This is a genomic window from Nocardiopsis sp. CC223A (genome assembly GCF_030766825.1).
In the GTDB taxonomy this organism is placed as follows: domain Bacteria; phylum Actinomycetota; class Actinomycetes; order Streptosporangiales; family Streptosporangiaceae; genus Nocardiopsis.
Genome location: NZ_JASFDV010000037.1, coordinates 14631 through 36501, shown reverse-complemented (window position 1 = coordinate 36501; position 21871 = coordinate 14631). Strand labels below are relative to the sequence as shown.

The window sequence follows — 21871 nt, the reverse complement described above, 5'->3', positions numbered from 1 at the left end:
TATGACCAGTCACGACGACCGCCTCACCGCGATCTACCGCCGCGCCGAGATCTACGAGGCCGTGTACCTGGGCCGGGGCAAGGACTACGCCGCCGAGGCGGCCGAGATGGAGCGCCTGGTGCGCGAGCGCCGCCCGGACGCCGCCTCCCTGCTGGACGTCGCCTGCGGCGCAGGCACCCACCTCGGCCACCTCGCCGCCTCCTTCGACCACGTCGAGGGGGTGGACCTGGCCGAGGACATGGTGCGGCTGGCCCGCGCCAACCTGCCCGGCGTCCCCGTCCACTCCGGGGACATGCGCTCCTTCGATCTGAAGCGCCGCTTCGATGCGGTCACCTGCATGTTCAGCTCCATCGCCCACTTGTCCGGACCCGCCGAGGTGGAGGCGGCCCTGGCCCGACTGGCCGCACACACCGAGCCCGGCGGGGTGATCGTGGTGGAGCCCTGGTACTTCCCCGAGCGGGCGGCCGACCGCCACGTCTCCAGCGCGCTCGTCACCGCCGGGGACCGCACCATCGCGCGCGTGTCCCACAACCTGTACCGGGACGACGCCCACCACATGGAGGTGCACTACACCGTCGCCTCCCCCGAGGAGGGCGTGGAGCACTTCGTGGACGTGCACGTTCTGGCCGTCCACCGGCGCGAGGTCTACGAGAAGGCGTTCGCCGCCGCCGGCTGCTCGGTGGAGTACCTCCCCGGTCCCGGCCCGGGCCTGTTCGTCGGCGTCGCGGGGGCAGCGGCGTGAGCCCCCGTGCCAGGCCCCTCGGCATCGAAGGGGCCTACCTGCTGCCCTACGAGGTCTTCGACGACCAGCGCGGCCTGTTCGCCACCCCTCTTCAGGGCGCTGAGCTGCGCCGGGTCTCGGGCCACGGCCTCTTCCCCGTCGTGCAGACCAGCTACAGCGTCTCCCACCGGGGGGTCGTGCGGGGCCTGCACTACACCCAGGCCCCGCCCGGCATGGCCAAGTACGTACACTGCCCGCGCGGCCGGGCGCTGGACATCGCCATGGACCTGCGGATGGGCTCGCCCACCTTCGGCCACCACGAGAGCGTCCTGCTCGACCGGACGGACCCCGTAGCGCTCTACCTGCCGGTGGGGGTCGGCCACCTGTTCGTCGCTCTGGAGGACGACACCATCGTCACCTACTCCCTGTCGGTGGAGTACGACCCGCGCAACGAGCGGGCCCTGTACCCCTTCGACCCCGACCTGGGGCTGTCCCTGCCCGAGGACCCCGCCCCGACCCTGTCCGAGCGGGACCGGGCCGCCCCCCGCCTGGCCCGGGTCATGGAGGAGGGCGGACTGCCGGATTACCGCACCTGCGTCGAACTGGAGGAGGCACTGTGGCGGAGGGAGGCACCGGTATGAACGGGATCGGGACGGTGGCGGTGCTCGGCGCCACCGGGTGGATCGGCCGCCACATCCTGGCGGCCCACGCCCGCACCGGTCGGCCGGTCGTGGCCGTGGCCCGGGCGCCCGCACCGCACGTCCAGGGCTTCCCCTTCCACAGCCTCGACCTGGCCGAGGCGGGCCCCGATGAGGTCGCGCGGCTGCTGGCGGAGCACGACGCCCGGGTGGTGGTCAACGCGATCGACGCCGCCAACTCCCGCGACGGCTGGCACCGGCCCGAACGGGAGTTGGAGAAGGGCAACGTCCGGGCGGTCGCCACCCTGGTCGAAGCCGTCGGGTCCATGGCCCGTCCGCCCCGGTTGGTCCACCTGGGCACTCTCCACGAGTACGGTCCGGTCCCCGATGGGACGGCCGTGCGCGAGGACGCGTGCCCCCGTCCGGCCAACGCCTACGCCCGTACCAAGCACGCCGGATCGGACACCGTCCTGAGCGCAGCCCGGGAGGGGCGTGTCGACGCCGCGGTCCTGCGCGTGGCCAACGTCTGCGGGCCGTACCCCTCCCCGGCGTCCTTCCCCGGCGTGCTCCTGGAACGGTTCCGGCGGGCCGTGGCGGGGGAAACGGTCTCCCTGCGGGTGACCGGGGACCGTCGCGACTTCGTCGACGTGCGCGATGTGGCCCGGGCCGTGGTGCTCGCCGGGGACCGTCCGGACGTCTCCGGGCACGTTCTCAACATCGGCGGAGGCCGAGCGGTGGGCATCGGGGAGATGGTCGCCTGGCTGCGCCGGACCTCCGGAGCCGCCCCGGAGCGGGTACGCGAGGTGCTCGAACCCGTTGCCGGAATGGGCGGCGGCTGGATGCTCGCCGACATCGGGGCCGCGGAGCGCATCCTGGGCTGGCGTCCCGTCGTCACGGTCCGGGACTCCCTGCACGACATGTGGTACGCCTGAGCCCGGTGGCCGCCGCCTCCGGGCGACGGGGCCCACCGGGCCCGGAACGCTGGGGCGTGTTCGGCGGATCGTTCCGGGCCCGCCCGTCGCCCGCCACCGCCCTCAACGGACGCCTTCGGCGCGGTACTTCCACGGAGCCGCGAGGCCGCCTCTCTCTGCGCCGCCTGCGCTCGGACGGCCGCCCGCCGACTTCGCCGGCCGTCCTGCGAGAGACCGCCTCGCGGCCGCTCCCCGTACTCGGCGCGGGCGCCGAGCCCGAGCCGCACGAAAGCCTCCGCCGAAAACGCCCTAGGAGGCATCCAGGAGGGCGCGGGCGGCCCGGAGCCCCGAGCGCATGGCGGCCTCGGTGGTGGGGGAGCTGAAGTGGTCGCCCGCGAACACCACGGGCGGGCGCTGGCTCCGGGTGGCGGCCACCGAGGCCCGGTACCGGCCCGGCGAGGGGATGGGGAACCCGTGGGGGCGCTCGGCCACTTGGAAGGGCTCCGGGTCCCGCGGGAAGTCCGGCCACAGGCTGCTCAGCAGCGGTGTCACGGCGGCGTACTGCTCCTCGGGCGTACGTCCCAGCAGGCGGCGGGTGATCGCACGTCCCGGGTAGGCGAACACCAGCAGCCGATCGCGGACGGTCCCGTCGGCCCCCCTCACCCGGCGCGGGTAGGTGATCATGTTCCGGATCCGGGGGTCCTGCGCGCCGCCGGCCATGATGTGCGTCTCCGGCGGGAGAGCGTCCGCGTCCACCAGGTAGGACATCGACAGCGCCGGCTCGTACTCCTGGCTCTCCAGATAATCCCGCATCCGGCCGTCCACCGCCTCGCGGGGCAGCGAGGCGATGATCTTGGCCGCGAACGGGGCGGGCACCGCGATCACCACGGCGTCGAAGTCCCCCACCTCCCCGCCCTCGGCACCCTGGGCCGAGACGACCACCCGGCCGTGCTCCAGCCGCACCTCCGACACCTCGTGGCGCAACAGCACCCGGGCGTTCGCGGCGTTGCGCTCCGCCAGGACCTGCATGCCCTCCCGGAACACGAAGAACTCCGCACCGCCCATCTGCGCGAGCATCGCCCGGGCGTGCGAGACGGAGATCCCGTCGCAGTCGAAGTTCCAGAACCCCTCGATCTGCGACCGCAGCATGTAGTCGAAGCCCCGGTGCGACATCAGGCTCCGGCCGTACTCCGTCGCCGTGGTGCCGTCGTCGAAGTCGGCCAGCCGCTCGGGATCGAACAGGTCGATCCGACCGGTCCGCCCGTTCACCAGCATCTCCCGCATCGATGAGTACAGGAACGCCAGCCGATCGCGCAGCCCCACGTGCCGGTAGCGCAGGAGCGCCGGGATGGAGTCGGAGGGCAGCGGAGCCACGGCGCCGCCGTCGGAGACCAGCAGGTTGCTGGAGATCTTCTCCAGCTGCCCTTCCATGCCGTACTCGCGGATCATCCCCCACATGGTCGAGTACATGCTGGCGCACATCAGGTTGATCCCGACCTCGGGTTCGATCTCCGGCCGGCGCCAGGAGCGGGCCCGGCCCCCCAAACCCTCGGCCGCCTCGAAGAGCACGACCTCCTTTCCTGCTGCGGTCAGCTCCCTGGCGGCCGCGCAGCCCGCCATTCCTCCGCCGACAATGGCGATCCTCGTGTGTTCCGGCATGCGTCAGGCCTCCGAAAAATGGAAAGGGCGGAGTTTTCCTCTGCCCTTCCCATTTTATTTTTCATCGGTGCTCCGATGAATAGCAGGATATTGCCGTCAGCTCTCCTGCGGCTGTTCCTCCTGTTGTCCCTCCTCCGCCCCCTCGGGGACGTCGCGCAGGAAGAGGAAGGTGATCACGGCGACGCCCAGCACGAGGGCCACACCGGTGTAGCCCACCACGGACAGGCCCGTCATGAACGCCCCCTTCGCGGCCTCCAGGGCCTCCGCCGCCAGGGACGGCTCCAGGTCCTCGGCGGCCGCCATCGCGCCGGGCAGGCTGTCGCGGATCGCGTCGGCCTCCTGCGCGGGGACACCGGAGGGCACGGAGCCGGCCATCAGGAAACGGTAGACCGCGGTCCCCAGCGCGCCCAGGGTGGCGATGCCCAGCGCCATGCCGATCTCGCTGCACGTCTCGGACATGGAGGAGGCCGACCCGCTCTTCTCCTTGGGTGCGGACGCGATGACCAGATCGATGACCAGCACCATCAGCGGGCTCAGGCCGAAAGTGATCAGCATGCTGCCGACCACCGCCGGGAGGGGCCCCGCCTCCACTCCGCTCAGGGTGAACACGACCAGGCCCACCGCCGTCATCACCAGGCCGAGGGCGATCGTGTTGGCCGCCTTGAGCCGCGCGGCCACCAGGGGGGCGAGCATCGCCCCGGCGATGTTGGCCACCGCGTAGGGGACCATCCACAGGCCGGCGGAGGCCGGGGACAGTTCCAGGACCAGCTGGAGGTACTGGGCGAACAGCAGGACGAAGGCTCCCAGGACCACGGTGCCCAGCAGCAGTCCCCCCAGGCCCACGGTGAACGGGCGCAGCCGGAACAGGGCCAGGTCCATCAGCGGGCTCTCCAACCTGCGCTGGCGCCGCACGAACAGCCAGCCGAAGAGCGCGCCCAGGACGAACAGGGCGATCACGACCGGGTCCCACCCGTGTGCCGCGGCCTCCTTGATCGCGTAGACGACGGGGAGGATGGCCGCGAGTGACAGGGCGACGCTGACCAGGTCCAGCCGCCCGGGGGCCGGGTCGCGGAACTCCGGGAGCAGGAACGGTGCGGCGATCAGCAGTATCGCCATCACCGGCACGCCCATCAGGAACACCGAACCCCACCAGAACCACTGGAGCAGGACACCGCCGACCATCGGCCCGATGGCCCCGCCCGCGGAGAAGCAGCTCAGCCACACCGCGACGGCCACACCCCGCTGTTTGGGGTCGTGGAACATGTTGGTGATCAGGGACAGGGTGGAGGGCATCAGCGTGGCTCCCGCCACGCCCAGGAAGGCGCGGGCGGCGATGAGCATTTCCGCGCTGGTCGAGTAGGCCGCCAGCAGGGAGGCCGCGCCGAACGCCACGGCACCGATCATCAGCAGTCGGCGCCGACCTATACGGTCCCCCAGGGTGCCCATCGTGATGAGGAAGCCGGCGATCATGAAGCCGTAGATGTCCAGGATCCACAGTTGCTGCGCACTGGTCGGCGCCAGGTCGGTCGCCAGGTGCGGCAGCGCCAGGTGCAGAACCGTGAAGTCCAGGGCGAGCAGGATGGTCGGCAGGGCCAGGACGGCCAGGCCGAGCCATTCGCGCGCCCCTGCCCTCGGGGCGGGATCGGTGGTCGTTTCGTCGGGGGACATGGGTGGTGTCCGTCCTTCCGGGGTCGTTGTGCCGTGACACGGGCATGACTCGACCCCCACCATCGCGTCCCGGTGTTCCGGAAAGGCTCCGATCGCGCTCCGGAGCGCCTCCGTGCACTACGGTGATCCCATGCGCTTCGGGATTCTCGGTCCGTTGGAGGTGTGGGGCGGCGACGGAGATGCGGTCCGCGTCCCCGAGGCCAAGGTGCGTGTGCTGCTGGCCGCGCTCCTCTTGGAGGAGGGGCGGCCGGTCGCCGCCGACACCCTGATCGACGACCTCTGGGGCGAACGCCTGCCCGCTCACCCCACCCGCGTCCTGCGCGCCAAACTCTCGCGGTTGAGGGGTGTCCTGGAGGAGGCAGAACCCGGCGCCCGTGATCGGGTCCTGCGCACCTCCGGGGGCTACCGCCTCCGGGTGGAGGCCGACGAGGTCGACTTCACCCGCTTCCGCACCCTGGTGGAACGTGCCAGGGGAACCGCCGACCGGCGCGCGTCCGCGGTCGCGCTGAACGACGGGCTGGCCCTGTGGCGTGGGGACGCCCTGGCCGGGCTCACCGACGTGCCCAGGCTGGCCCGGGCAGCGTTCCGGCTGGAAGAGGAACGCCTTTCGGCGTTCGAGGAGCACGCCTCGGCCCGGCTCGACCTGGGTGAACACCACCTCTGGGTGGAGGAGCTCGGTGAACTGGCGGCCTTGCACCCGCTCCGTGAGCGCCTGTGCGCGGTTTACATGCGGGCCCTGTACCGCTCCGGCCGCCAGGCCGAGGCACTGAGCGTCTTCGACCGTCTGCGCCACCTCCTCAAGGAGGAGCTGGGTGCCTCGCCCGGCCCCGAGATCGCCGGACTCCACGCCCGGATCCTGCGCCAGGACGCCACGTTGGACCCGGTGGACCCCGGGCCGCTCCGGGCCGTGCTGCGCCCGCGCACCAATCTCCCCGCCCCGGTGGACGACACCATCGGCCGCGAGGGCGACGTCGAGGGAGTGCGCCGCCTCATGGAGCGCGCCCGCCTGGTCACCCTCACGGGGCCCGGCGGTGTGGGCAAGACCCGGCTGTCCCTGGAAGTGGCCGCGGGTGCGGCCGACCGTCACCCCGACGGGGTGTGGTTCGTGGAACTGGGCAGCCTCCCGCCCGAACGGGGGGAGGGCCCGGGCGCGGCCGCCCGGGCGGCCGAGGCGGTCGCTTCCGTCACCGGTGCCCATGACCTGGTCCAGGCGCTCAGCGCCACCCGTACCCTCCTGGTCCTGGACAACTGCGAGCACGTCATCGATTCGGTGGCCGCCCTGGCCCGAGAACTGCTGCGCGCCGCCCCGCAGCTGAGCCTGCTGGCGACCAGCCGCGAGCCTCTGGGCATCGACGGCGAGCATCTGTACGAGGTCCGCCCGCTCGGGTTCCCCGGGTCTGCCGATCCCGTCCACCGCACCGATCCGCGGTCCTTCCCCGCCGTGCGGCTGTTCGCCTCGCGCGCCGCGGCGGGAGCCCCCGGCTTCACCCTGGGGGAGGACACGGCCCAGATCGTGGCGTCGATCTGCCGCCGCCTCGACGGGCTGCCGCTGGCCCTGGAACTAGCGGCCAACAGGGTGCGCGCCCTGGGGGTGCGCCGTTTGGCCGACGGCCTGGACGACCGCTTCCGGCTGCTGGCGGTGGGCGGCCGCGGCACGCCGGGGCGCCAGCGCACCCTGCGCGCCGTCATCGACTGGAGCTGGGACCTGCTCGACGAGTCCGAGCGGACCGTCCTGCGCCGCCTGTCCGTGCACGCCGAGGGTTGCACCCCCGAGGGGGCGGAGGCCGTGGTGGGCGGCGACGGTATCGACACCGGCGAGGTCGTGGACATCTTGGCCCGCTTGGTGGAGCGATCCCTGGCCATCGCGGTCGAGGGGCCCGACGGGATCCGCTACCGGTTGCTGGAGACCATCGCCGCCTACGCCCGGGAGCACTTGGAGGCGGCCGGTGAGGCCGACGCGGCGCGTTTGCGCCACCTGCGCCACCTGGCGTCGCTCGCCGCCGCCGCGGACCCCCACCTCCGCGGCCGTCACCAGGACCTCTGGCTGCGCCGCCTGGACGAGGAGAACGCCGACCTGCGCGCGGCCGAGGACACCGCCACCCGCCTCGGTGACTCCGACACCGCTCTGCGGCTGGCACTGGACCTGGTCTGGTACCGCTACCTGCGCGGCCGTCCCGGAGAGGCGCACCGCTCCCTGACCCAGGCGCTGCGGTCGCCTGGCGGCCTGCCCGCCTCGCGCGCCCTCGCGGAGGCATGGCGGGTGGGCATGGCCCTCATGGCCAACGAACCCGATGACCCCGTGGCCCTGGTGCGTGACGCCCTGGCCGGCCGGGTGGATTCCGTTCCCGAAGACGAGTGGGCCCGGGTCGAGTGGTTCCTGGGCACCGCGCTGTTGGACTTCGGCGAACTCCAGATGAGCGGAGACCTCGTCGAGCGCTCCCTCGCGGTGTTCCGCCGCGAAGGCGACCGTTGGGGAACCGCCGCCGCCCTGTGTACCCGCGCCTGGCTGCTCAAGGCCCGGGGCCGGATGGCCGGGTTCGAGTCCGACGGCAGGCTCTCACTGGAGCTCTTCGGTGAGATCGGCGACCGCTGGGGCCGGTTGCAGGCCATGCCGGTCCTGGGCAGCCGCGCCGAGATCGACGGCGATTACACGGAGGCCGCCCGCCTGCACCGGGAGGGGCTGCGCCTGGCCGAGGAGCTGGGTCTGTGGTCGGAGGTGTCCTACCGGCTCTCGGAGTTGGGGCGCAACGCCCTCCTGCGAGGCGAGTACCGCCAGGCCGAGGACTTCCACGAGCGGGCCCGCGGGCTGGCGGTGGAACAAGGCGACCGGTTCGGCGAGCGCTTCGCCGAGTTCGGCCTGGGGCTGGGCGCACGCCGCGAGGGCAGGCTCGACCCGGCCGAACGGTACCTGTCGGGCTGGCTGGAGCGGGTACGGGGGATCAACGCTCCGGCGGCCGAGGCCACGGTGCTGGCCGAACTCGGTTTCGTGTCCGAGCAGCGCGGCGACGCCGACACCGCGCTGCGCCTGCACCACGAGGGGCTCACCGCCGCGCTCACCACCGGCAGCCCGCGCAAGATCGCCCTGGCGTTGGAGGGGGCGGCCGGTGCCTGGGCCCTGGCGGGCCTACCCCTGCGGGCCGCCCGCCTGCTGGGGGCGGCCTCGGCCGCGCGGGCCTCGGTGCACACTCCGCTGCCGCCCGCCGAGCGTTGGGATGTCGAGCGGATCCGGGAGGCGTCGGTGACCGTCCTGGGAGAGGACCTGTTCACCCGGGGATGGGAGCGCGGTGCGCGGGAGCCCCTGGAGACGACGGTGGACCGTGCCCGGAAATGGTACACGCGGCACCGTGCGACCGCCGCCGCTCAGCTCGTGCTGTGATCCGGCCCCACCTGGGAGAACTCGTACTCACCCTCGGGGAACCGCTCGGTCGGTATCCGGTCGGGCATCGCCGACTCGCGGCGGGGCGGGCTCCAGCGCACGTAGACCGAGCGGGCACGCAGGGCCGCTCGAACGAGCCTGGCCGTCAGCGGTGACGCCGGCCGCAGGCCGAAGGCCCGGCACAGGTCGGGGCCCAACAGCGCGGGCAGCAGGGGCTCCACGGCCCGGCCCGCGACCCCGTGCAACCGCGGCGGCAGCCAGGCCACCAGCACCTCGACGAACAGCCCCCGGGTGGACCGCCACAGCGCCGCGGCCTCGGGGGAGTAGGTGAACGTGGCGCGCACGTACTCGTCGTGGAAACGCTCGAAGTCCTCGTAGGTCTTGGGGATGTCCTTGATCCCCATGTGCTCGCCCATCGAGCGGAAGTGCAGGTAGGCCGCTCTCCGCTCGGTCTCCCCGAAGGGCCGCCAGCCGTGCCGGTCCACCGCGCGGACCATGTGGATCATGACGGCCGCCAGCACGAACAGATACTCGTCGTTCGTGATCGACCACCGGTCCCCGCCGTCGAGCGCGTTGACGTGCCGCACGGCGTTGCGGTGGATCCGGTTCATCTGGCGGGCCGCCTCCCTGCCGCGTGTCCCGGTGAACCCGTGCCGGAACATCTCCCACATGAGGATGTTGGTGTCGTCCAACCGCCTCTGCGTGTTCTCGGTGAGCTCGCCGGTCCGCGCCAGCAGGCGTGCCATCCGCGGCGGGGCCAGACTGTGGTAGAAACCGATGCTCCCGCCGACCTGCATGTCCCACGGGAACTCGTAGGCCATATCGAGCAGCCAGATCCTGCTGTGGACCCGCTCCACGTCCATGGCCTCGATCTCCCGCAGCCGCTGGTAACGGCGTGCCCTCCTCCGTGCCCCGGCCATGATCGGCTCCTCCTTCTCCGCGGTCCGTGCACATCGCATCATGCGCGACCGCGGGGCCCGCCCGAAGCCGCCCGTCGGCACTGTGTCAAGTCGCCTGACCTGACAGATTTCCGTGACCGCCGTTGCCCGGCACCGGGGAACGCAGGATGCTTCCGGTGTCCTTGGCCGCGCCATCAGCGTGGATCGGCTCCGAAGGGAACGACGATGAAGGCTCTGGTTCTGTCCGGGGGGATGGGAACCCGGCTCCGTCCTTTCACCCACTCCATGCCCAAACAACTGATGCCCATCGCCAACCGGCCCGTCCTGGAGCACGTTCTGGACGACGTCCGCCGGGCGGGCGCCGTCGATGTCGGCGTCGTCGTCGGCGAGCACGCCGAGGAGATCGAGCGGACGGTCGGAGACGGGTCCCGGCTGGGGTTGCGCCTCACCTACCTGCGCCAGGACGCCCCGCTGGGGCTGGCGCACTGCGTCCTACTCGCCCGGGACTTCCTCGGGGACGACGACTTCCTCATGTACCTGGGCGACAACATCCTCTCCGACGGGGTCGCGGGGATGGCCCGTGCGTTCGCCGCCGACCGCCCCGCCGCCCAGTTGGCCGTGCACCGGGTCCCCGACCCCCGCGAGTTCGGGGTCGCCGTGGTCGGTGACGACGGCACCGTGCTGCGCCTGGAGGAGAAGCCCGAGGAGCCGTCCGGGGACCTGGCCGTCATGGGCGCCTACTTCTTCACCCCCGCCGTCCACGAGGCCGTGGCCGCCATCCGGCCGAGTCCGCGGGGAGAACTGGAGATCACCGACGCCCTCCAATGGATGGTCACCGCCGGACACCCGGTCCGAGCTGTGGAGCACACCGGGTTCTGGCAGGACGCGGGCGACATCCAGGGCGTGCTGCGGTGCAACCGGTGGCTCCTGGACGGGGCCCGGAACCGGATCCGGGGCCGGGTGGACGAGTCCAGCGTGCTGGCCGGCCCCGTGGTGGTCGAGCCGGGTGCGCGGATCGTGCGCTCGCGCATCGAGGGTCCGGCGGTCGTGGGCGCGCGGACGGTCATCGAGGACGCCCATGTGGGGCGGCACACCTCGGTGGGGCGAGACTGCGTTGTACGCAGGACCGGGATCGCCGATTCCATCGTCCTGGACGGAGCAGAACTGGTCGGTGTACCCGGCCTGCACAGCTCCATCATCGGCAGGTCCGCCTCGGTCCGGCCCACGGGCACCTCGGCCCTCGGTCCCAGCCTCGTGATCGGCGACCACGGGCGTGCGGAGGTCCGGATATGAGGATCCTGGTCACCGGCGCCGCCGGGTTCATCGGGTCCCATTACGTCCGGTCCCTGCTGACACACGCCGACGCCCCCCGGGTGACGGCCCTGGACCTGCTCACCTACGCGGGCAACAGGGACAACCTGCCCCGCTCCCATCCGCGCATGGAGTTCGTCCGGGCCGACGTGTGCGACGCCCGCGCCCTGGCCGGTGTGCTCCCCGGACACGACGCCGTGGTGCACTTCGCCGCCGAGAGTCATGTGGACCGCTCCGTCGCGGACGGCTCGGCCTTCGTCCGCACCAACGTCGTCGGTACCCAGACCCTGCTGGCGGCGGCGGTGGCCCACGGTGTCGAACGGGTCGTGCACGTGTCCACCGACGAGGTCTACGGCTCCCTGGAAAGCGGTGCGGCGCGCGAGGAGCACCCGCTCGCCCCCAACTCCCCGTATGCGGCCTCCAAGGCGGGGTCGGACCTGATCGCCCGCGCCTACTGGCGCACCCACGGCCTCGACGTCTCCATCACCCGGTGCTCCAACAACTACGGTCCGCGCCAGCACCCGGAGAAGCTCATCCCCCGGTTCGTCACCGCGCTGATGTCGGGCGGCCGTGTCCCCCTCTACGGTGACGGCCGCAACGTGCGCGAGTGGCTGCACGTGGAGGACCACTGCCGGGCCGTCCACCTCGTGCTGACCCGGGGCCGGGCCGGCGCGGTCTACAACGTCGGTGGCGGCGACGACCTGACCAACCTGGAGATGACCCGGCGCCTCCTGGAACTGTGCGGCGCCGACGAGACGGCCGTGGAACGCGTCCCCGACCGGCTCGGACACGACCTGCGCTACTCCATCGACGACACCGTGATCCGTGAGGAGTTGGGGTATGAACCCCGTGTCCCCTTCGACCGAGGCCTCCGAGAGACCGTCGCCTGGTACCGCGACCATCCCGACTGGTGGAAACCCCTCACCTCCTGACTCCTCCGGGCCCGGCGGCCGGACGGACGCCGAGCGGCTGGCCCTCTCGGCCGGAGTGTCCGCGGTGCGCGGCCCCGACGGCGGCCGCAGCGCCGACGGCCCCGCCGACGTCGCGGCCTGGGCGGCCGAACGCGCCGCCGCCGGCGGGTTCTCCGTCACCCGGATCCCCTTCGCCGAGATGGACGCCTGGGGTTTCCACCCCGACAGCGGCGACCTGGTCCACGACAGCGGACGGTTCTTCTCGGTCACCGGCCTGCGGAGCATCGTGGACGGAGACCCCCGGACCCTCCTCCACCAGCCCGTGATCCACCAGCCCGAGGTGGGTGTCCTCGGTCTGCTCGCGAAGGAGTTCGACGGAGTCCTGCACTTCCTGGTCCAGGCGAAGATGGAGCCCGGAAACCCGGGCGTCGTCCAGCTCTCCCCGACCGTCCAGGCCACCCGCAGCAACTACACCCGGGCTCACCGTGGACGCCCGGTACGCCACATCGAGCACTTCGTCGGCCCGGGCCGGGGTCGCGTGCTCGCCGACGTCCTCCAGTCCGAGCACGGCTGGTGGTTCCACCACAAGAGCAACCGCAACATGATCGTGGAGACCGACCGTGACGTCGAGCCCCACGAGGACTTCCGCTGGGTCACCCTGGGAACCCTGGGCGCCCTGATGCTCAGGGACGAGACCGTCAACATGGACACCCGCACGGTCCTGGCCTGCGCCCCGGTGTTCTTCGGCTCCGGCCGCCCCCTCCACTCCGACGTCGAACTGCTCTCGTGGTTCACCGGACAGCGCGCGTCCAGGACCCTGGCCGCCGAACGCGTCCCCCTGGGCTCCCTGCCCGGCTGGCAGCGCACGTCCGACCGGCTGCACCATGCGGACGAGCGCCACTTCGACGTGGTGGCCGTGTCGGTCCGGGCCCGGGCCCGGGAGGTCGCCTCCTGGTCCCAGCCGCTGCTGGCCCCGCACGGGCCGGGTGTGGCGGCCTTCCTCACCCGGAGGGTGGCCGGGGTGCCGCACCTGCTGGTCCACGCCCGGGTCGAACCGGGCTTCCTGGACACGGTGGAGCTGGGACCGACCGTGCAGTGCACCCGGGAGGAGGCGACCGCGCCCCCGGGGTCACGCCCGCCCTTCCTGGACGCGGTGCTGTCCGCACCGCCCGGACCGCTGCTCTACCGGGCCGTGCACTCCGAGGAAGGCGGTCGGTTCCTGCACGCCCGCACCCACTGCCTGGTGGTGGAGGACCCCCGGCCCCGTACGGAACCCGAGCCCGAGGGCCACCTGTGGGCGACCCCCGACCAGCTCGTCGCGCTGGCCCGGCACGGCCACTACCTGAACGTCCAGGCCCGCACCCTGATGGCGGCCCTCACCACCGGGGCGCTGCGCCTGTGAAAGCGGCCGCCGCGGTCCCGCCGGGAACCTCAGCCCGTCGTCAGATCGGTGATCAGGCGGGTGATGACACCCACCCCGTTGCGTGTCAGCACCGACTCCGTGTGGAACTGCACCGAGGCGAACCACGGTCCGCGCAGCGCGTGCACCTCACCGGTGCCGGAGTCGCGGCTCACCTCCACCGCGCCCACACCCTCGCAGTGGATCTTGTCCTCCTCGCAGTGCGTCGAGAAGGTGTTGTAGAAGCCCACCAGCTCCTTGTGGCCGAACAGGTCGATCAGGTGCTGGGCCCCCTGGTTGGGGTTCTTCCGGCGCGACACCCGCAGTCCGAGTTCCAGACTGAGCGCTTGGTGGCTCAGGCACACGGCCAGGAAGGGGCGGCGCCGTGCGAGCAGGGTCCGCACGCTCGCGCGGACCCGGGCGATCTTGGGATGGTCCACATTCCGGGGGTCGCCCGGTCCCGGGCCCATGATCACCAGGTCGTACCCGTCGGGGGAGAGCTCCTCGGCGAACCCGCGCACCCGCACCGACGCCCCGGACGAGCGCAGCTGGTGGGCGAGCATCGCGGTGAAGGTGTCCTCGGCGTCGACCACAAGGATCTCCATCCCGTCCAGGGTCACCCCGGGGGAGGGGCAGGGCCGGCCCAGCCAGAAGCCCGACAGGCGCGCGTTCCGGTCGGCCAGCGCGTCCCGCACCGTGGGGTGGTCCGCCAGGGTCCCCGAACGGTCGGAGTTCAGCGCGCTCAGCATTCCGGCCGCCTTCGCCCGTGTCTCCACCACCTCCGACTCCGGGACGGAGTGGCGCACCAGGGTCGCCCCCACCGACAGTCGCAGGCGGCCGGCCCGGTCGATCTCGGCGGTGCGGATGAGGATCGCCGAGTCCAGTGCCGCCGCCCCCTGGGCGTCGCGGCCGATGAGCGCCAGCGCCCCGCTGTAATGCCCCCGCCCCGAAGCCTCGTACCGCGCGATCACCCGGCAGGCGTTCTCCAGCGGGCTGCCGGTGACGGTGGGCGCGAACATCGTCTCGCGCAGGATCTCCCGCGGGTCCCGGTCGCATTCGCCCCTGATCAGGTACTCGGTGTGCGCCAGCCGGGCCATCTCCTTGAGCCTCGGCCCCATGACCCGCAGCCCGGAGTCGCAGATCCGGGCCATCATCTTCAGTTCCTCGTCCACCACCATGTACAGCTCGTCGGCCTCCTTGCGGTCGGCCAGGAACCCGACCATCCCGTCCAGGGTGGGGCCGCCCGCCGGGTACCGGTAGGTGCCGCTGATCGGGTTCATCACCGCCGCCCCGGCCTCCAGGCTGACGTGCCGCTCCGGGGTGGCACCCACCAGGACGTGGTCGGGGGTGAAGAGCACGAACGTCCAGTAGGTGCCCGACTCCTGCTCCAGGAGCCGACGGAACAGGGTGAGCGCGCTGTCGTGGCCGAACCCTCCGATCCGCGCGGTGAAGGAGCGGCGGAGCACGAAGTTGGAGCCCTCACCGTGTCCGATCTCCTCGGCGATGACCCGCCGCACGGTGTCCGAATAGGTGTCGTCGTCGATGTCGAAGCCGCCGCCGTCCACCACCAGCCCGGTGTCGGGGACGCGCTCCAGCACCTGTTGCACGGACACCTCGTGACACTCGGAGATCCTCAGCGAGACGATCGGAGCGCCGTCGTCGACGTGCTCGAACCCCCGCTCCGAGATCTGTCGGTACGGTACGGCCGCCAGGACGTCCCACCCCGGGGCGGTGGCCGTGCCTGCGGCCCTCCCCAGGGGGATGTCGGCGAGGGAATCGTGCAGCGACACCTCGCCGGCCAGCACCTCGATCCCTCCGGGGCCGGACTCGGGTCGGTGCACGAGCGCGAACGCGGGCACGGCGCCGGAGACGATCCGGTCGAGCAGGTCTCCGGAACCGGGTTCGCCGGGGTGTGCGGTCATCACTCCTCCTCCACTTCGGCCGGGCTCCGTTCGGCCCCGGGGACGGTCATACGGTCGAGCAGCCACTCGGTGGGTGCGACCACGGCGCACCGCGTCGCGGCGTAGTCCAGGGCGAGGCGGTGGTGTTCCACGTCGAAGTCGGCGACCGCGTCGGCCGCAAGGAACACCCGGATGTCGTGGGTGAAGGCGTCCACCCCCGTCATCAGCACGCCCACGTGTGCGTACACACCGCACAGCACCAGCTGGTCGCGGTCCTCGGCGCGCATGCGCTCCAGCAGGTCCGAGCGGTGGAAGGCGCTGTACCGCCACTTGGTGAACATCCAGTCGCCCTCCTCGGGGGCGAGAGGCTCCACCACCTCCCGGTCCTCCGCGGAGGTGGTCATGCCCGGCCCCCAGAAATCGCGGAGCAGGCCGCGTTCGCGCGTGGTCATCCGGCCGGGCTGGGCGGTGTAGGCGACCCGTGCCCCCGCCCGTGAGGCGTACTCACGCAGCAGGACGCAGTTCTTCATCAGCGTTCCGTACGGTTCCGAGGTGGAGGCGAACGGCCGCAGGAAGAACCGCTGCATGTCGTGGACGAGTAGGACGGCCCGCGCGGGGTCGAGTTCCCACCGCGCGGTGTTGGCCGGCAGGTCGTCGGCTGCGGGCATGGCGTAGTGCCGGATGGGTGGGATGCCTGGCATGGTCGTCCTCCTGCTGCTGGTCGTCCGGTGCGGTTGCCGACACGGGTGGGTTCACACGCCCAAGGTGGCCCCTCCGTCCACGGTGAGCGTCTGCATGGTGATGTGCCGGGCCCTGTCGGACAGCAGGAACACCACCGCGTCCGCGACGTCGCCGGGATCGGCTATCCGCCGCAAGGGGATGCCCACCCGGAAGGCGTCGGGGTCGCCGTCGAGGGTGGTCCGGGGGCCGGTGGCGTCCTTCCACATCGAACGCAGCATCGGTGTGTCCGTGGAGCCCGGTGCCACGACGTTGCAGCGCACTCCGTGTCCGGCCAGTTCCAGCCCCAGGCAGCGGGTGAACGCCACCGCCGCGGCCTTCGAGGCCGCGTAGGCGGCCATGCCGGCGCGCGCTGTACCCGCGGCGTTGGAGGCCACGGTGACGATGGACCCGCTCGACCGCGTCACCATGCCGCGCGCCGCCGCCCGGGACATGGTGAAGACGCCGGTGGCGTTCGCCTCCAGGCTCTCGGCCCACTGCCGGTCGTCCAGTTCCCAGGCCCCGCCCATCCTCAGCACCCCGGCGGCATTGACCAGGTGATCCAGCGGGCCCAGGGCGTCCTCGGCCTCGGCGACCACCCGTTCGGCCTCTCCCGGAGCCGCCACGTCCGCCGTGATCGCCACCGCACGCGCTCCCCCGGCCGTGAGCCCGGCGGCGACCTTCGCCAGCCCGGGACCGTCCCGGTCCACCAGGGCGACCACCGTGCCGAGCCCGCCCAGGGCGCGCGCCACCGCGGCTCCGATACCACCCGCTGCCCCGGTCACCAGGGCCACCCTTGACTCCATCGGGGATTCCTCTCGTTTCCCAGGGGATCTCACAGGTTCCACGCCGACGCCACCGCGACCGCCTGGGCCGGGTCGAGCCGGGGATCGCACAGGCTGGTGTACCGGTCGCCCACCCGGTCGATCTCGGAGGCGTCGGAGACGCATTCGGTGACCGGTTCGTGGGTGGCCTCCAGGTGCAGGCCCCCGGCGATGCCGCCGGCCGCCTGCACCGCCATCCGGAACTCGCGCACCTCCCGCACGATCGCCGGAACATAGCGGGTCTTGAGCCCCGAGGGCGTCCTGATGGTGTTGCCGTGCATCGGGTCGCTCATCCAGATCACCGGGTGGCCCGCCGCGCGCACGGCCATGACCAAGCGGTACAGCGCGTTCGCCCCTCCCGCCCCCTGGCGGGAGACGAGGGTGAGCCGACCCGGTGTCCGATCGGGGTCCAGGCGGGCGCACACCTCCAGCACCTGCTCGACGGTCGCCGACGGACCGACCTTGCAGGCCACCGGATTGGCGATCCCCGACAGCAGGGCCACGTGCGCGCCCCCGGGATGGCGGGTCCGGTCGCCCACCCAGGGCCAGTGCGTGGAGGTCAGCAGGGTCCGTCCGTCCGCGGTGCGGCGCAGCGCGGGGACCTCGTAGTCGAGTACCAGGGCCTCGTGCGCCGTCCACAGCGACGCTGTCCGGGACGGGCCGCCGCGACCGGGATGCCAGCCCAGGTGTTCCAGGACGGTGCGCGCCGCGTCGTGGCACGCCAACAGGCGCCCGGGGTCGTGCACGCGGTCGTCCGGGGTCTCTCCCGGGCCGTTGATCAGGTGTCCCCGGTACACCGGCAGCTCACGCCCCCCGACGACCTCGGTGGGCCGTGAGCGCGGTTTGGCGAACTGCCCGGCGATCCGTCCCACCCGCACCACCGGTTTCCCCGTCGCCGAGGCCAGGACCTCGGCCACGGTGTCGATGAGGGCCTTCTGGGCGGAGACGGTTCCGGCGTCGCACCGGCCGGGGTCCTCGGCGCAGTCTCCGGCGATGACGACCCCGGCCTCTCCCGCCGCGACCAGCGCCAGTAGGCCGTTCAGCCGGTCCACGTCTTCGATCCGCACCAGCCCGGGGCGGGCCCGGAGCCGTTCGAGGACCGCGGACAACCGCGGGTCCTCGGCCCATTCGGGCTGCTGGGGCGCGGGTCGGTGGCGCAGGTCGGGCGACTCGGTCTTCACGGCTGCTCCATGATCCGGGTACGTTGGTGCTTCGGCGCGGCGGGGGAGGATCGGCTCGCCCGGCACCGACCGTTCGAGTGTGCCGAGGTCTTCGGCCCGGTCAGGCGAAGTCGGCGGTACTTGGTCATGTCGCTGCGGGGACGTCCGCGGGCCGGACGCGCCCTCCGCCGACCGGGGACAGGGCGAGGAAGGTGTGGGCCACCGAGACGAGCGTGATGTGCCGGTGCCACCCGTTGAACGAGCGGCCCGCGTAGTCCCGCATGCCCACCCGGTCGCCGATCTGGGTCAGGGACCGTCCCACCCCGTCCACCAGGCCGCTCGCCCACAGCGCCGCGGGGCCGGCGTGGGTCTCCGGCGGTCTGACCAGCCACAGCTCCTGCGGCCAGGGCCGCCCACCCCGGCCGATCCCGACCAACAGCAGGTCCTCCTCGGGTGCCGTCGCGGCGAGCGGCGCGGCCGAGGGCCGGGACACCCGTACCGCCGCGACCCATCGGACACGGCGGTCCGCGGAGGCGCTCGGCACCGGCCGGCGCAGTTCCTGTGCGGCCCGCATCACCAGGCCGGCGGGCAGGGTCCGCCCCCGGTGGCCGATGAGGGCGGGGTCGGTCACCCGCAGTTCCAGCTCCCGCCGGATCCGTGCCGCGGGGCGCAGCCCGGCCGCGCACAGGCGCCGGAACGCGGGCAGCGGGTCGGTGTCGTCCAGGTCGAGGATGACCGGGCGCGGAGGCAGCCCCCAGTTCTCGATCATGCCGAGGCTCGCTTCGGCGGCGCACCCCACCAGGGTCTCCGCCTGGGCCATCGCGGGGCTGGGGGCACCGCAGTCCAGCGCCCCCCGCCACCGCCCGGGAAGGTGCAGCCGCCACTCCACGGGAACGCTCAGCCGCTCGGAGGCCAGCCACACCCCCACCGCGCGCTGGGCGTTCACCACATGCCCCCGGTCCGGGGAGAAATAGCGGCTGACGCCCACCGAGTGTCGGCCGACCTTCGGGATGACCAGGGTCCGCACCACCCACGCCTGAGGCGGTGATTCGCGCATCGTGTACCGGGCCAGGGCCTGGCGCACCGGTGACCATTCCCACGTGGAGTTGCACACGAAATGGTGCAGGCTCTGACCGGTCCCGGAGCCGCCCAGGGCGGCCGCCATGTTCCGGACCGATTTGCGGCCCGGGGTGCTCAGCAGCCCGCGCAGATAGTCCGTTCCCTTGCGGCGCTGGTCACTGCGCGTCAGAGAGGCGAACAGCTCGTCGACCAGGCCGCCCAGCAGCGGGTCGTGTTCGGGCACGGCGGCCGGCGGGAGAGCTGTCGGGGACGGGGGGACGGGCGGTGGAGGGGTCCCGTTCTCCACGGGTTCGATCACGGTATTCACGCGGATTCTCCGCTTCGATGAACTTTGCTCGGCCCAGCAGGGGCGTTCGTTTTTCCTGTTTTCGGAGCGACTCTCACACTAAGAACGGACCCGCTGTTCTGTGAATGACAAGAGTTTGACAGCGGCCTGCCCAGCAGAGCTTGGTCACATGTAGCTGATTCCTGCTATTTCCCTTGCCCCTGTATTGACCGGGCATCGGCCGTGGTTACAGAGTCGGGGAAGCGTGAACGAAGAGACGGATAACACCGGAGGGCGACCCTCACGGTGTCCTGCGAAAACCGGTACCGGGTCACTGGAGGTGGCGTTGAGGTGCAGCGAAAGAAAGTGATCCTCGCTGAACCGCGAGGTTTTTGTGCGGGCGTCCGTCGGGCGATATCCATAATCGAGATCGCTTTGGAGAGGTACGGCCCGCCGGTCTACGTGCGCAAGGAGATCGTCCACAACCACTACGTGGTGCGCGTACTGCGCCAGCGTGGCGCGGTGTTCGTGGACTCCGAGGACGAGATCCCCGAAGGGGAGGTGTGCGTCTTCTCGGCCCACGGCGTCTCACCCGAAGTGCGCCGCAACGCCGGGAGACGCCGGCTGGACGTCATCGACGCCACCTGTCCCCTGGTCGCCAAGGTCCACCAGCAGGCCCTGCGCGTGGCCAGGGCCGACCGCACCATCCTGCTCATCGGCCATTCCGGACACGAGGAGGTCGAGGGCACCCACGGGCACGCGCCCGACAGGACCGTGATCGTGGAGACGGTCGAGGACGCCCGTGCCCTTGACCTGCCGGCCGACACCCCGCTGGCTTACCTCACCCAGACCACCCTGTCGGTCGACGAGACCCGCGAGATCGTCGAAGTGCTCCGGGACCGGTTCCACGACCTCACCGGACCCGGCACCGACGACATCTGCTATGCCAGCCAGAACCGCCAGGACGCCATCAAGGCCATCGCCCCCCGGAGCGACCTCGTCCTCGTGGTGGGCTCCCGCAACTCCAGTAACTCCGTGCGCATGGTCGAGGTGGCGCGTCGGTCCGGTTCCGCCGCCCACCTCGTGCCCGACGTGGGCGAGTTCTCCCCGCAGTGGCTCGACGGGGTCTCCACGGTCGGGGTGAGCGCCGGGGCCAGCGCCCCCGACGTCCTGGTCGAGGAACTGCTCGACCTCCTCGCCGACCACGGCTTTCGGGACACCGAGCTGGAGAGCGTCGCGCGGGAGGACATCGTCTTCTCTCCGCCGACACGGCTCGCCCGCACCGCGGACACCGGCAGCCGACCCGCACCCGCGAAGGGGACCCCATGACGACACCCGCCGTCGACGACCTCCGAGACCTGCGCACCCGCCTGCTGGACCGCGTCGAGAGCCGGCTCGACACCCTGCTGCGCGCAGAACGCGAACGGTGGGCCCGGATCGACCCCCGGGCCTGCGTACCGGTGGACGATGTGGCGTCGCTGGTCACCGCTGGCGGCAAGCGTCTGCGCCCCGCGTTCCTGCTCAGCGGTCACCTGGCCGCCGGCGGTGACCCCGAGGACACCCGGGCCGTCGACTGCGCCGCCGCCGTCGAGCTCGTCCACGTCGGTGCGCTCCTGCACGACGACGTCCTGGACGACTCCGACCTGCGGCGGGGGCGCGTCACCGCCCACGTGCGCCATCTGCGCGACCACATCGACCACCGCTGGCGGGGCGAGGCCCGCCGCTACGGCGAGGGGGTGGCCGTGCTGTCCGGGGACTTCGCCGACATCCTGGCCGACCGGCTCACCGCCGAACTGCCACCCGGCGTACGCTTGATCTGGAACGCTTTCCTCACCGAGATCGTCATCGGCCAGCACTTGGACGTCGACGTCGCGGCCCGCTCGGTCGTCGATCCCGACCTGTCCCGCTGGATCGCCGTCTGCAAGTCGGGCCGCTACAGCATCCACCGGCCCCTGCTGCTCGGCGCCGCTCTGGCCGGACGCCACGACCTGGCTCCGGTGTTCGAACGCTACGGGGAGTCCCTGGGGGAGGCGTTCCAACTCCGTGACGACCTGATCGACCTCTTCGGGGACAGCGATCACACCGGGAAACCGGTCGGCCACGACCTGGAGACCCACAAGATGACCCTGCTCCTGGCCCTGGCGGTACGACGCGACGCCCACGTGCGGGCCCTGGTGGAGCAACCCGAGTGGGACGTGCCCCGACTGCGCGACCGCCTCGACTCCCTGGGGATCGGCGACGTCATCGAAGAGCGCATCGGCGAACTGGTCGCCGACGCCGTCCAGGCGTTGGAGCACTCGTCCCTGGACTCCGCATGGCGTGACGAACTCGTCGCCATGGCGCACGAGGTCGCCTACCGCAACCGTTGAACGGGTGCCACGCGCGGCTCCGCCCCGCAGATCAGGACCGCTCCGCTGCCCTCCCGAGGAGT

General features: G+C 72.1%; 17 protein-coding genes. 9 read left to right on the top strand and 8 right to left on the bottom strand.

What is annotated here, in order from left to right:
* Nucleotide 1: 1 nt before the first annotated feature.
* From QJS33_RS16420 to QJS33_RS16410, 3 genes are read left to right on the top strand one after another with little or no spacing between them, the layout of a single operon-like run.
* Nucleotides 2-742 (top strand): bifunctional 2-polyprenyl-6-hydroxyphenol methylase/3-demethylubiquinol 3-O-methyltransferase UbiG, encoded by a 741-nt coding sequence (locus QJS33_RS16420; RefSeq protein ID WP_306368860.1) that lies wholly within the window; start codon nt 2-4, stop codon nt 740-742.
* Nucleotides 739-1362: a dTDP-4-dehydrorhamnose 3,5-epimerase family protein gene (locus tag QJS33_RS16415; RefSeq protein WP_306368859.1), complete on the top strand. Its 624-nt coding sequence runs from the start codon at nt 739-741 to the stop codon at nt 1360-1362. The genes QJS33_RS16420 and QJS33_RS16415 overlap by 4 nt, the downstream gene beginning before the upstream one ends.
* A complete protein-coding gene (locus QJS33_RS16410) occupies nt 1359-2291 on the top strand; it encodes an NAD(P)-dependent oxidoreductase (protein WP_306368858.1) in 933 nt (310 codons plus the stop codon). The genes QJS33_RS16415 and QJS33_RS16410 overlap by 4 nt, the downstream gene beginning before the upstream one ends.
* Before the next feature lie 288 nt (nt 2292-2579).
* Here the strand turns inward: QJS33_RS16410 and QJS33_RS16405 are convergent, their stop codons facing one another.
* Nucleotides 2580-3929 carry an FAD-dependent oxidoreductase gene (locus tag QJS33_RS16405; protein WP_306368857.1) on the bottom strand — a complete coding sequence of 450 codons (1350 nt, stop codon included), beginning with the start codon at nt 3927-3929 and terminating at the stop codon, nt 2580-2582.
* A 96-nt stretch (nt 3930-4025) separates the two neighbouring features.
* Nucleotides 4026-5597, bottom strand: coding sequence for an MFS transporter (locus tag QJS33_RS16400; protein WP_306368856.1), 1572 nt, complete (start codon nt 5595-5597; stop codon nt 4026-4028).
* Nucleotides 5598-5727: 130 nt separating this feature from the next.
* On the opposite strand from QJS33_RS16400, the gene QJS33_RS16395 reads away from it, so the two are divergent.
* On the top strand, nt 5728-8973 hold the full coding sequence (locus QJS33_RS16395) for a BTAD domain-containing putative transcriptional regulator (protein WP_306368855.1): 3246 nt from the start codon (nt 5728-5730) through the stop codon (nt 8971-8973).
* Here QJS33_RS16395 and QJS33_RS16390 read toward each other — a convergent pair.
* Nucleotides 8958-9893: an oxygenase MpaB family protein gene (locus QJS33_RS16390; RefSeq protein WP_306368854.1), complete on the bottom strand. Its 936-nt coding sequence runs from the start codon at nt 9891-9893 to the stop codon at nt 8958-8960. The two genes, QJS33_RS16395 and QJS33_RS16390, sit on opposite strands and share 16 nt — an antisense overlap.
* A 204-nt stretch (nt 9894-10097) precedes the next feature.
* On the opposite strand from QJS33_RS16390, the gene QJS33_RS16385 reads away from it, so the two are divergent.
* From QJS33_RS16385 to QJS33_RS16375, 3 genes are all read left to right on the top strand, one after another.
* Nucleotides 10098-11165, top strand: coding sequence for a glucose-1-phosphate thymidylyltransferase (locus QJS33_RS16385; RefSeq protein WP_306368853.1), 1068 nt, complete (start codon nt 10098-10100; stop codon nt 11163-11165).
* Nucleotides 11162-12115: a dTDP-glucose 4,6-dehydratase gene (rfbB, locus tag QJS33_RS16380; RefSeq protein ID WP_306368852.1), complete on the top strand. Its 954-nt coding sequence runs from the start codon at nt 11162-11164 to the stop codon at nt 12113-12115. Before QJS33_RS16385 ends, rfbB begins: the two co-directional genes overlap by 4 nt.
* A gap of 64 nt (nt 12116-12179) precedes the next feature.
* Nucleotides 12180-13496, top strand: a complete 1317-nt coding sequence (locus QJS33_RS16375) for an NDP-hexose 2,3-dehydratase family protein (RefSeq protein WP_306368851.1) — start codon at nt 12180-12182, stop codon at nt 13494-13496.
* Nucleotides 13497-13525: 29 nt separating this feature from the next.
* On the opposite strand, the gene QJS33_RS16370 is transcribed toward QJS33_RS16375, so the two are convergent.
* From QJS33_RS16370 to QJS33_RS16350, 5 genes are all read right to left on the bottom strand, one after another.
* Entirely contained in the window at nt 13526-15415 is a 1890-nt protein-coding gene (locus QJS33_RS16370; RefSeq protein ID WP_306368850.1) for an anthranilate synthase family protein, read from the bottom strand.
* Nucleotides 15415-16095 (bottom strand): isochorismatase family protein, encoded by a 681-nt coding sequence (locus QJS33_RS16365; RefSeq protein ID WP_306368849.1) that lies wholly within the window; start codon nt 16093-16095, stop codon nt 15415-15417. Before QJS33_RS16365 ends, QJS33_RS16370 begins: the two co-directional genes overlap by 1 nt.
* 51 nt (nt 16096-16146) lie before the next feature.
* Nucleotides 16147-16917: a 2,3-dihydro-2,3-dihydroxybenzoate dehydrogenase gene (locus tag QJS33_RS16360; protein WP_306368848.1), complete on the bottom strand. Its 771-nt coding sequence runs from the start codon at nt 16915-16917 to the stop codon at nt 16147-16149.
* 29 nt (nt 16918-16946) lie between these two features.
* Complete coding sequence (locus tag QJS33_RS16355) at nt 16947-18116, bottom strand: 3-deoxy-7-phosphoheptulonate synthase (RefSeq protein ID WP_306368847.1); 1170 nt, start codon at nt 18114-18116, stop codon at nt 16947-16949.
* 124 nt (nt 18117-18240) lie between these two features.
* Nucleotides 18241-19398, bottom strand: coding sequence for a transposase (locus QJS33_RS16350; protein ID WP_306368846.1), 1158 nt, complete (start codon nt 19396-19398; stop codon nt 18241-18243).
* 348 nt (nt 19399-19746) lie between these two features.
* Between QJS33_RS16350 and QJS33_RS16345 the strand changes: the two genes are divergently transcribed.
* Entirely contained in the window at nt 19747-20769 is a 1023-nt protein-coding gene (locus QJS33_RS16345) for a 4-hydroxy-3-methylbut-2-enyl diphosphate reductase (protein WP_306368845.1), read from the top strand.
* Nucleotides 20766-21809, top strand: coding sequence for a polyprenyl synthetase family protein (locus QJS33_RS16340; RefSeq protein ID WP_306368844.1), 1044 nt, complete (start codon nt 20766-20768; stop codon nt 21807-21809). Before QJS33_RS16345 ends, QJS33_RS16340 begins: the two co-directional genes overlap by 4 nt.
* Nucleotides 21810-21871 lie beyond the last annotated feature (62 nt).